9 protein-coding genes are annotated in these 10,084 nt (G+C 39.1%); 7 read left to right on the top strand and 2 right to left on the bottom strand.

The genetic code is table 11. The features are described from left to right. Nucleotides 1–149: 149 nt before the first annotated feature. Nucleotides 150–1,040, top strand: a complete 891-nt coding sequence (locus tag ACEW8U_RS16305; RefSeq protein ID WP_373523117.1) for a glycoside hydrolase family 16 protein — start codon at nt 150–152, stop codon at nt 1,038–1,040. Nucleotides 1,041–1,065: 25 nt separating this feature from the next. Here ACEW8U_RS16305 and ACEW8U_RS16300 read toward each other — a convergent pair whose 3' ends face one another. Beyond that, complete coding sequence (locus tag ACEW8U_RS16300) at nt 1,066–2,334, bottom strand: ATP-binding protein (RefSeq protein ID WP_373523116.1); 1,269 nt, start codon at nt 2,332–2,334, stop codon at nt 1,066–1,068. 255 nt (nt 2,335–2,589) lie between these two features. Here ACEW8U_RS16300 and ACEW8U_RS16295 point away from each other — a divergent pair, with 255 nt between their 5' ends. The 5 genes from ACEW8U_RS16295 (at nt 2,590) to ACEW8U_RS16275 (ending at nt 8,132) form a co-directional block, all read left to right on the top strand. Then, nucleotides 2,590–3,588 carry a TIR domain-containing protein gene (locus tag ACEW8U_RS16295; RefSeq protein ID WP_373523115.1) on the top strand — a complete coding sequence of 333 codons (999 nt, stop codon included), beginning with the start codon at nt 2,590–2,592 and terminating at the stop codon, nt 3,586–3,588. Between the two features lie 67 nt (nt 3,589–3,655). Further along, the gene (locus ACEW8U_RS16290) at nt 3,656–4,366 is read left to right on the top strand and encodes a hypothetical protein (RefSeq protein WP_373523114.1); all 711 of its coding nucleotides are present in this window, start codon (nt 3,656–3,658) and stop codon (nt 4,364–4,366) included. A 395-nt stretch (nt 4,367–4,761) separates the two neighbouring features. Further along, nucleotides 4,762–5,055 (top strand): type II toxin-antitoxin system HigB family toxin, encoded by a 294-nt coding sequence (locus ACEW8U_RS16285; protein ID WP_373523113.1) that lies wholly within the window; start codon nt 4,762–4,764, stop codon nt 5,053–5,055. Between the two features lie 11 nt (nt 5,056–5,066). Then, a complete protein-coding gene (locus tag ACEW8U_RS16280; RefSeq protein ID WP_373523112.1) occupies nt 5,067–5,456 on the top strand; it encodes a type II toxin-antitoxin system HigA family antitoxin in 390 nt (129 codons plus the stop codon). A 267-nt stretch (nt 5,457–5,723) separates the two neighbouring features. After that, nucleotides 5,724–8,132 (top strand): ABC transporter permease, encoded by a 2,409-nt coding sequence (locus ACEW8U_RS16275; protein WP_373523111.1) that lies wholly within the window; start codon nt 5,724–5,726, stop codon nt 8,130–8,132. Between the two features lie 360 nt (nt 8,133–8,492). Here ACEW8U_RS16275 and ACEW8U_RS16270 read toward each other — a convergent pair whose 3' ends face one another. Next, a complete protein-coding gene (locus ACEW8U_RS16270; RefSeq protein WP_373523110.1) occupies nt 8,493–8,924 on the bottom strand; it encodes a hypothetical protein in 432 nt (143 codons plus the stop codon). Nucleotides 8,925–9,448: 524 nt separating this feature from the next. On the opposite strand from ACEW8U_RS16270, the gene ACEW8U_RS16265 reads away from it, so the two are divergent. Beyond that, nucleotides 9,449–10,084: head GIN domain-containing protein (locus ACEW8U_RS16265; protein WP_373523109.1), on the top strand; the 636-nt coding region annotated here is incomplete at its 3' end.

Genomic DNA, 10,084 nt, shown 5'->3' with positions numbered 1-10,084 from the left:
ATACCCAGGCAGTTTTTGATAAATGGAAAAAGGAACATTTTCGTAAAGTGGGATAATCCAGTATCAATCTTAGCATCCATTCCATTCCCGAAATTATCTGTTCTGTCCATAGATGGATTTATGAAATTACTAGACAAAGATATGTCAATATGAAACTTCCAATTTTATCCACAATCTTATTCCTTATTCCTTTCATAGCAATTTGCCAGACCCAAGATTTTCATAGTGCATTTGTGGAGGATTTTTCTGATTCTACCTCTCAATATTTCAGGTATGGATCTACCGGAAACAAATCCGATTTTAAATACAAACTTGGTGTGAATTCTTCTATCGAGTCAGGTACTAATATTCTATCCTTTAAGATAGATCCACAGGATAGTGCCGGGGCAGGGCGGGGACCAGAAATAATTTCCAAGAACTTTACCCATTTTGGTACTTATGCTGCCCGGCTAAAAGTTCCAGATGCAAGAGATGTTCAGCCCAATGTGGGAGCGGTTGTAGGCTATTTTACCTACCATGTAGACAGCTTACCCGGACTGAGTGAGATTGATTTTGAATGGCTCCTTGCAGATCCAACGGTCATTTATGTAGGCACTTGGACCGGCCATCGAGGAGAACTGAGAAGAGTGGGCAGGACCATCAACTTGGCAGAAGGAATTATCTATAACACAAGCTACAGAGAAGGCCACAGTGGTGAAAGAACGCTTTTAACCGGTATGCAGAATCAGCCCGAAACCATTGAGGCTATTCCTGACTTTGATGCTTCAGCCGGATTTTACACTTATGGTTTTGATTGGTATCCGGACCGAATTCAATGGTGGATGATTCATCCCAGGAGTGGTGAAAAAATAGTGCTGTGGGATTATCAAGGCACTACCAAGGGAATACCCCAACACCGGACCCGTTATCGGATGAACTTTTGGCATACCAAAGACTGGTCAGTGGAAACAAATCCTAATTCTATTGAAAAACCACTGAATCCCTATGAATTGGAGGTGGATTGGATGTCTTATGAACCTTTTGAAATTGGGTCAAAATGATCGGTAAGCCTCCAAGTCTTTCGTCTCAAAAAACGCCGTTTAGATTCCAAGCTTGGAAATGTTTAATGCCTTGATTGGAAGGTAAGGCTAAGTCATCTAGTGAAACCACCATTTTTTCATAATTATCTGGTATGGCTTCCAATGGTGCATATTCCCGTCGAATGGTCTCTTCGTCTACCAAAAGATATGCGCATTGTACATAAATGATGCGGTCTCCTTTGCTGGCAACAAAATCCACCTCCTTGTTTCCCAAAGTTCCCACATAGACCTGATATCCTGCTCTCCTCAACTCCAGAAAAACAAGATTTTCAAGTTTATAACCAACCCCATATCCAAACCCGGGATAAAGAAAATTCCTGAATGCAAGGTCGTTGATATAGTATTTGGCATTGCCGGAGATGGTTTCCTTTCCTTTGATGTTGTAGCGCTCGACTTTATGGGCCAGAAAAGTATCGGTAATAAATCCGATGTAGTTTGAAACAGTTTCGTAGGAGGTACTGCGTTTGTTGCTTTTGAAGAAGTTGACAATATTGGCGATTGACAGCAAATTCGAGGCATTGTTTACCAAATAGATAAATACATCCTCCAAAAGCTTGGGATCTTTGATACTGTGCCGCTGAATAATATCACGAAGAAGTACGGTGTCTTTGATAGCTGCTATATAGTTTCGTTTGGTTTCTTCATTTGGAAGGACAAATAACTCAGGCAAAGCCCCGCCTTCCATATATTGTATATAGTTTTGCTTGGAAAATTCCCCTGATGTAATCCCCACAAATTCCGAAAAACTAAAAGGGAAAATCTCAAAATTCACATACCTGCCCGACAACAAAGTAGCAAGTTCCCCTGAAAGCATCTTTGAATTGGATCCGCTTACAAAAATCTCATAAGGTTCCATATAATCCTGTGAATGGGAATTGACAAAATGTTCCCAACCATCCACGTTTTGTATTTCATCAATGAAGAGGTACTTTTTTCCTTCAGGTTTTAATTGGGAGGTGTAAAATTCCAACACCTCTTCGAGGACCTTGTAATTATTTATAAAATCAAAACCGATAAATTCTTTGTTGTTATACAGGATGTTTTTGGGATCTGTCCCTTCATCGATCAGCCTTTTGGCTATTTGTCTCAGCAGATAACTTTTGCCGACACGGCGCTGACCCACAAGCACTTTGACTAGCTTGTTACCTGTGTAGTTAAAAATATTATCCGTGTAGCTTTTTCTCAGATACCCCAATTCAGGAATATTTCCATCCCAAAAGTTATACTTAGCTAAAGTTTTGAATTTGTCGTCCATACCTGAAAATATCTAGTTAAATGTAGTAATTTTCGTCTGTACCTGAAAATTTTATCAAAATTGGGTGAATTTTCGTCTGTACCTGGAAATATATTACTTCTGATTTTGGTAAAAATAGCCTGAACAGGGGATTTTTTGTTTGGTGGGGAACGGGTAAGTTTGTGTTTGGAAGAATTTCCACAATATTGTGGAAAGTATAACAGGATGGTATTGTTTCCTCTTTTAAAGAGGAATTGATTTTTAATCAAGTTTAAAATGACACGACAAATAGAATTTGACATAGCATTATCATTCGCAGGTGAAGACAGGAACTATGTTGACGAAGTAGCAAACATTCTTAAGTTGAAAGGAATAAGTGTATTCTATGATAAATTTGAAGAAGCAAATTTATGGGGCAAGAACCTTTATGAATACCTGAGCGACATTTACAGAAATAAAGCACTTTATACAATTATGTTTATTTCTGAGAGCTACAATAATAAAATGTGGACAAACCACGAAAGACAGTCAATGCAAAGCCGAGCATTCCAAGAGAACCAAGAGTATATTTTACCTGCAAGGTTTGACAAAACAGAAATCCCTGGCTTACTTTCAACAATCGGATATATTTCTTTGAATGACAAAAGTGCTAATGACTTTTGTGAAGTGATTTTCAAAAAACTCGTTTTAAGTGGAAGAACAATTCCTAGTGAGCAAGTTAGGAAAAGCCTTTCTCCGCTTATCAAAATCCCTAAAATACACCCTTCTAATTTTAAAGTAGTATTGAAAAATGAAAAAGGGGAACCATTTATTGGTGCTGACCTATTCTTAATCGCTGACAACAATACTTACCTAAATAACAAGACAGACAATGAAGGGGTTGCAACATTTGTAATTAACACTAGAAGAATTTATAAACTGTATTTTGCGAATCCAAACTATCCTGCTTATATAGTTGAAAAAATTGACCCTGCGAATGACATTGAAATTTCAGTTCATTCATCTGAGAATATAGGTTCGATAATCTGTAATAATACCGGATATATACCAAGTCTAAAAGGTCGGTTGAATCCAATTCTAGACACTTCCAGTAGAACTTACCTTTACGCTGACAATATTGCCATTAATGGTGGAGAGCCACAACCAGTGAAATTTAAAGTAAACGATCCGATGGACTTGGAAGATTGCGATGGGATGATTATGCAGGTTACTATAAAAGACATTCAAGGACGAGTTTCCTTAATAGAATTTGTAAAACCAATAATTGAAGAATGAAAAAACCTGCTTTTAACATGCTTAGGGCACTAAGGCAATGAATATTAGTGTACAAATTTCGAGTGACATGAAAGTAAATGGAGATGTGAAAAAACTTCTCCTTGACATTTTTTTTGAATTTAATATCCTAATTCCATCGGGACCATTTTTAGGTAACAAACCAATAAAAGTGATTAAGTACCCAAATCATCCAATTACTATAACAACTGTTTTACCATCAATTTATCTTATAGGGCTGACGAGTGATGAGAGGTTTTATGACCAATTGACTTACCAATTCTCCCATGAAATGGTTCACGTATATTCCGACCCAAGAAATAATAATTGGCTGATTGAATCTTTTTGTGAGTCTATGTCATTTATTATGCTTGAAAAAATTGGGGTTAAATGGACAACTAATCCAGGAGTAATGGGGCTTAATTGGTATGCTCCAAATTTTGAGAAATATAAAACCTTAACAATTTCAAATTATCTCAATGACTTAGAAATAAAAGAAGTAGACATTAAAGATTTTAAGTTATCAGAATCGATTGAGAAACTTACAACACCAATAAACAGACAGATAAATTTTATTTTAGCTTATAGAATACAAATCTATTATAAAAAGAATCCAGATGTTTTAAAGTTAATACCATACCTTCATTATACTTCGATCAAAGAAAATCTTGGCGACTACGAATTCTCTACAATGACTCACCCAGACATAAATAGATTTGAGTGTAAATTACCAGAATACCTTAAAGAAGTATGGGTCGACTTTAAAAAGGAATTGAGGTAATGCCGCATGCTCTCAAAAAAATTGTATAAAATATAGCTGGGGACTTGTGCAAATTTGTAGTTTGGTTTTCTAATTTTCATTTAGTCACATGGGATAAACTCAGCTTCATAAACCCCATCTAGGTGTAGATTGCTGCCCACCCTGCATTCAGGCTACTCGCTAAATAGCTTCACTGAAGCTATTCTAAACGCCTGCCTGTTCGGCAGACAGGCTTGTCCCTACCTACTTATTTTTGGATCCTGTACAGTGTTCGGGAGTAATTCAAGTTTTCAAGAATTACTTTTAATTATGGGAGATGCTTATCATCCCGATTCATTCACAAATTGAATATTTTTGTTAAAAACTAATTTCAAAAAATAAAATTTAATTTCTAATTTTGAAATTAATTTAAACTGATGGTAGTTATATCCAAGACGAAGCTCATTGAATTTGGCAGAAATCATGCAGATGCCATAGAGGCTTTGAATGATTGGTGGAGGAAAGCCAAATTGGCTGATTGGGCCACATTTACGGAAGTTAAAGAGACTTTTAATTCTGTGGACTATGTCGGGAATGACCGTTATGTATTCAATATCAAAGGCAATAAGTACAGATTGGTAGCAATGGTATTCTTTGATATTAGAACGGTTTATATCCGCTTTATTGGAACCCATGCAGAGTATGATAAAATTGATTGTTCAACCATCTAAGTTGATTCGGGATGTTAACTAAAATACGTACAGAAAAAGAATACAAGGCAGTAATGAAAACAATAGAGTCGCTTCTGGAAAAAGCAACTGCTATAGGTGGCTTTCATGAATTGGCAAAAGAGGAAGCAATGATGTTGTCCACCCTTTCTGAACTTGCCGAGGCTTACGAAGACAATACATTGAAACTGATGCCAATTAAGCCAAATACCTTGAGGCAGGCTATAGAATATAAAATGGCTGAGCTTGGGCTCTCTCAAGCAAACCTTGCTGAAGTAATGGGGATTGGTGCACCAAAACTTTCTCAGATATTGAGTGGAAAACGGGATCCTGATGTCTCTTTTTTAAAGGCAGCTCATGAAAAACTGAATATTGATGCAGAGTTTTTGCTGACCCACGTGTAATTGTACATTGTATTTATTTCAAATATCAGTAAGTCAAAGAAACTTGAAGCCTGCTACTTTTAGAATTATTTTCGTTCCGATTTGAAAAGCCGAGAGATTCGAATACTTTTTAATTTAATTCCTCATTGCCCGTCTACGGACATTTTTGGTCGGATTTAAATTAATCCAAAAACCCAAATCCCAAAATCACTTAAATTTCGAGGATTATCTATGGCACAGAACTCGCAATTGCAATAATACTTATCTCTCTATAAACCTGTTATTAAGATGCTCAGAAACTATTTCACCATCGCTTGGAGAAGTCTTTCCAAAAGGAGGCTTTTCACTTTTATCAACCTTTCCGGATTGGTTCTTGGTCTGAGTTCTTTTCTTTTGCTTTTTTCATTCGTGGCATCGGAATGGACTTACAATGATTTTCATGTCAACAAGGATAATATTTACAGACTTGTATTGGCTGATGATGTCAATGGACCGGAAATCTACCTTCCTCCCGGACACGCAACTATTTTGGAGGATCAATTTCCCCAAATCAAAACTATTAATACTTTGGTAAGTCAGATTGCAGGAGGGTTGGTTATTATCCCTGAAACCCAAGAATCATTTAAAGAAGATTGGGTAATGTTTGTCGATAGTGATTTTTTCAGTTCGTTTTCCTTTCCAATTCAACGTGGCAATGCCGACCTGACACAACCCAATACTGTGGTGATTTCATCAAAACTGGAAAAGAGGTTTTTTGCCCATGGAAATGGGATTGGTAAAACAATACAGGTCATTAACCAATTTGGAAAAACAGCATATACGGTCACCGGTGTTTTGGATGATATTCCAAACCGATCTGATATCAAAGGGGAGATATTTTTGTCCTTTCATACTTTGGAAAATGAAGCCAACAGAAATGGAAACGATTGGGCAAATCCCAATGGTCTTGAATCCGGATTCGTCAATTTATTTGTAACCATCAAATCCGGGTCAGACAAACATTTCTTAGAAAAACAGATCACCCGATATATCCGGCAAAACCCCGATTCAAAAGGCCTAACTGCCTATTTACAACCACTATCTGAAATTCACCTTGGAAACTCTGTTTCGGATCCAATGCCCACAGAGGGCAGCATGGGAACGGTCTTGGTATTTGCCGCCATTGCATTGATGATTTTGGGAATTGCTTATGTCAATTACCTCAATCTCTCCGCAGCCAATATCCTTACCAGAATTAAGGAGATAAGAGTGAGAAAAGTATTCGGGGCGGGCAGTTGGCAATTGGCACAACAGTTTATGATGGAGACATTGTTGTTGATGGTGGTGGCATTGGGTATTTCAGCTTTGATTGTCAACCTGGTTGAAGTTCCCTTTGAACAGATCTTCGGTCAGCAGCTTTGGTACGAGGCATATTTTTTACGTGCATTTTGGTTTGTGATTATTGCCATTTTTGGTACCTGTACCATCCTGTCAGGGATTTATGTCGTGGTGCTTTCCGGAAAATTTGGACAGCAATTTCAAATTAATTTTCAACCAAAGAACAGCCAAACCCTAAAGAAATCACTTGTCACCCTTCAATTTGCTATTTCAGTGACCATCATAGTTGGTACCATAGCAGTCAGGGACCAACTCAGCTTTATGCAAAGCCAAAACCTTGGAATGGAGATTTCTCAGAGATTGGTCGTTGAAGGTCCCAGTGATGTAGGTGAAAATGGTGCCTCCAAGATTTCGGCTTTTAAATCCTCGCTCAGGTCCCAGACTTTTGTGGAAAAACTGGGGACTTCCAATGCATTGCCAGGAATCAGCTACAATTTCTTTGCAAGCGGGATTACCCCGATGGTTCCCAGACCTGAGGACAAAGACAAATCCTATGGGATGATGATCATGGACGAGGAATTTACAGATACCTATGGCATCTCATTACTTGCAGGGAGGGATTTTTCTATTGAAGAAGCTTCACAAGGTTATGGTAAAACAAAGAAATTGATGCTCAATGAGAAAGGGGCATTGACGTTGGGATTTGAAACTGCCGAAGATGCGGTCGGTCAAAATATCCTGTGGGGAGAAGGTCCCTATGAAGTGGTGGCAGTGATCAAGGATTACCACCATATGTCCCTCAAAGAGGAGATCATGCCAATGGTGTTTTTGCCTTCACAAGCTTCGGGTTATTTTAGTATGGTAGTCAAAAGTGTTCAGATGAAAGAGAATCTGGAATCGATCAAGGCAACCTATGAGGGTATTTTTCCAGGTAATCCATTTTCCTATTTCTTTATGGATGAGCGTTATGCAGTTCAATATCAAAAGGAACAGCAGTTGGGACAGGCTTTTTTGGTAGGAGGGATCATCGCCATCTTTATATCCTGTATGGGTTTGTTTGCCTTGGCGGCATATACCGTCCAGCAAAAAACCAAGGAAATCGGAATCCGCAAAGTTCTCGGTGCCAGCAGTGAAAGCCTGATCAAATTGGTCAGTAAGGAGTTTGTTGTGTTGGTGGCACTTGCCTTATTATTGGCATTTCCACTTTCTTGGTGGGCCCTCGATACCTGGCAATCTGATTTTCCCTACAAGGCAGGGATATCAGTTTGGACATTTGCTCTGGCAGGTGGGCTCACATTCATAATTGCCATACTGACAGTAGGTTCACAAGCCCTTCGGGCAGCCTGGGCCAATCCGGTGGATTCGATTAAGGATGAGTAGGGGAGAAGTGAAAAGCGAGATGCGAGAAAGAAGAGGCGGGAAGCGAGAAGCGAGAAACGAGATGCAAGAGGCAAGAACTAAGAAACAAGAATCAAGAGTCAAGAACCAAATAAGCGAGAGTAAAGATCCGAAACAATAGGCGAGAAGCGAGAAACGAGAGCCAAGAACAGAGAGCTTTTGCCATTGAGTCCCTTGCGGAACCTTTGCTTCCATTGCGGAACCACCTTTATCCTTTATCCCATCTGGGTGAAGATTGGCTAATGTAATGTGCTAGTTGTTGTCCCGTACAGCTGTCGAGAGCATCTATACCTCCTTATTTTTGGATCCCGTATAGTTGCGAGTGGGGGTAGGAAAGCTTATTTATGGAGCAATCTCAAAAACATATACATCCCTGATCTGATTTTCACCTGTGCCAAGGATTCTTTCAAACTTCAAAGTGTTTTGGCTTTGTTCAAGTACGTAGGTTCCGGATAAAATCAGTGTCCAATCAAATTCTGCCGTCCAAAAGCAACTATTGGTGAAGGTGATTTTTTGATTTTCTATTTTGTAAGTGCCATTGCACAAAGCCGGATATTTTTGTATGCTGGATGTTCCTTCCCAATTCCCATTTTCAAAATTCAATTCTACCAAAGCGATTTCACCAGCCGTTTCCCCTGAAAACCTTTGGAAAGTTCCTGAATAAGTGCCTTCTAATTCTTGGGACAAAATAGTGGGTTCAGCATTTTCATCACAACTTCCAAGAAGGAAAAGCGCGAAAATCAGCAATAGGTTGAATGTGGGTTTAAAATTCATAGTTCGTGGTTTAGATTCTTTTACAGGACGGTTAGGTTTATGGAAGTGTTGTGGGGGTTTGGATTTTTTTAGTAGGGGAACCTTTGCATTTGAGATTCCTCGTACTTGCCAATGACGTAAATCGGAGCGGCCGTCATGCTGATCCCGATAGTTATCGGGAGAAGCATCTCATGAGGATCAGGAAATGATTAAAATACACATAAATAGGACCTCTGGAGATCCTTCGTACCTCAGGATGACGGCGGCCTAGCAGGTGACTTGATGTCATTACCTATTCTGAACATTTACAAAATGTTAACTACTCGCAATAACGCATCCCCTTTATCCCTCATCCTTTATCCTTTATCCTTTCTATCTCCTCCCCCATTTGCCCGATAGCGAACAAAACGAGCACCCGACGGACATTTAAATCTTATTAAATGGTCAAATTTAAGGTTTTGAACCCCTTTTTTTCCATTGGCACAATCTGTGGCATATGAAGTATGAACCAATATTATTTAAAACTCCAATTTTACTTTCCGACCATGAACAATTTAAAACCCATCATCCTTTCCTTATCCCTTTTCTTTATTGCAGTCACCGTGTTGGCGCAGGGATCTGAAACCCGTAACCCTGGAAGTTTTACCAAAATCCACTCCAGTGGGAGTTGGGATGTGATCGTTACGACTGGCAAAAAGGAAGAAGTGCGCTTGGAATCTACCAACATTTCCCTTGATAAGGTCATTACTGAAGTGAACAACAATACTTTAAAAATTTCCCTTGAAAAAGGGAATTACCGCAATCTTGGATTGACGGTCTATGTGACGGTAAGAGAAGTCGAGGGCCTAAAGAGTACAGGCTCTGGAAGTATCAAAATGGAATCTGACATCAGTACCGGTTCTTTATCGCTGGGAAATACCGGTTCAGGAAATATCAATTTGAAGAATGTTTCTGCGGATAACTTATCAGTAAACATCACTGGATCAGGATACATTGCAGTATCAGGAGGATCAGTAGGCGAATTTTCTTTGACCCAGACCGGTTCAGGTGACTTCAAAGGCGAGGAAGTTTCAGTAGAAGAAGCAACCATCACAAAGACCGGTTCCGGCCAAACCCAAATCGGTGATGTGGAAAGCCTGAATGTCAGGGCTACCGGATCGGGAAATGTATATTATTCAGGA

The sequence above is a fragment of the Aquiflexum sp. genome, from assembly GCF_041751335.1.
GTDB lineage: Bacteria > Bacteroidota > Bacteroidia > Cytophagales > Cyclobacteriaceae > Aquiflexum.
Note: the sequence above shows the minus strand (reverse complement) of the source record. Positions and strands in the feature narration are given on the sequence as shown.

What these genes read in the sequence shown, in the direction of transcription:
- ACEW8U_RS16280 (WP_373523112.1), top strand. Translation starts at nt 5,067, where the DNA reads ATGTTAACTAAAATACGTACAGAAAAAGAATACAAGGCAGTAATGAAA.
- ACEW8U_RS16290 (WP_373523114.1), top strand. Translation starts at nt 3,656, where the DNA reads ATGAAAGTAAATGGAGATGTGAAAAAACTTCTCCTTGACATTTTTTTT.
- ACEW8U_RS16275 (WP_373523111.1), top strand. Translation starts at nt 5,724, where the DNA reads ATGCTCAGAAACTATTTCACCATCGCTTGGAGAAGTCTTTCCAAAAGG.
- ACEW8U_RS16305 (WP_373523117.1), top strand. Translation starts at nt 150, where the DNA reads ATGAAACTTCCAATTTTATCCACAATCTTATTCCTTATTCCTTTCATA.
- ACEW8U_RS16285 (WP_373523113.1), top strand. Translation starts at nt 4,762, where the DNA reads ATGGTAGTTATATCCAAGACGAAGCTCATTGAATTTGGCAGAAATCAT.
- ACEW8U_RS16270 (WP_373523110.1), bottom strand. Translation starts at nt 8,924, where the DNA reads ATGAATTTTAAACCCACATTCAACCTATTGCTGATTTTCGCGCTTTTC.
- ACEW8U_RS16295 (WP_373523115.1), top strand. Translation starts at nt 2,590, where the DNA reads ATGACACGACAAATAGAATTTGACATAGCATTATCATTCGCAGGTGAA.
- ACEW8U_RS16300 (WP_373523116.1), bottom strand. Translation starts at nt 2,334, where the DNA reads ATGGACGACAAATTCAAAACTTTAGCTAAGTATAACTTTTGGGATGGA.